This is a genomic window from Massilia sp. DJPM01, from assembly GCF_030348125.1.
Lineage (GTDB): Bacteria > Pseudomonadota > Gammaproteobacteria > Burkholderiales > Burkholderiaceae_D > Telluria_A > Telluria_A frigida.
In genome coordinates this window covers 1-501 of the sequence record NZ_JAQOZV010000236.1, presented here as the reverse complement: position 1 = coordinate 501, position 501 = coordinate 1, and the positions used below count along the sequence as shown (strand labels likewise).

The 501-nt window shown below is 56.3% G+C and carries 1 pseudogene; it reads left to right on the top strand.

Annotated features, from left to right (window positions below):
* Window positions 1-501 (top strand): annotated as a pseudogene (locus PO883_RS34850) (hypothetical protein); the annotation flags it as partial.

Sequence of the window (501 nt, the reverse complement as noted above, 5' to 3'; positions counted from 1 at the left end):
CTCGAAACCAAACTCGGCGACGTACTGGTCGGCGCCGACACCGCGACCAAGGTTGCAGTCCATGCTTTGGTTGATGGCGTTCTCAGCAAGCTGGCAGGCGGTGATTTCAAGTCCGGTGCTGCCGCGTCTGCTGCCACGACGGCGTTGCTCGAAGTCTTCGGCGATGACATCAAGAAAATCCCTGGCTTGAATGCCGGGGATGCGAATGCGGTGACGACGATGCTCGCCGGAATTGTGGGGAATGTCGTCGCGAGTACCGCAGGCGGTTCGCCAAGCGGCGCTAACGCAGCCGGATTCGTATCCAACGTGGCGGCAACGAACAATTACCTGAAACATGGCGACGCTGCGTTGTTCAAGCAGAAATTGGATAGCTGTGAGGCCCAAAAGGGCGGGTGCCCGGAGGATATGCGTCGAAAGATCATTTACGAGTTCAAAGTAATTTCTGACCAGAATGACAAAGGCTTGCAGACCTGCATTCTTCATGCAGACGAGTCCTGCCTT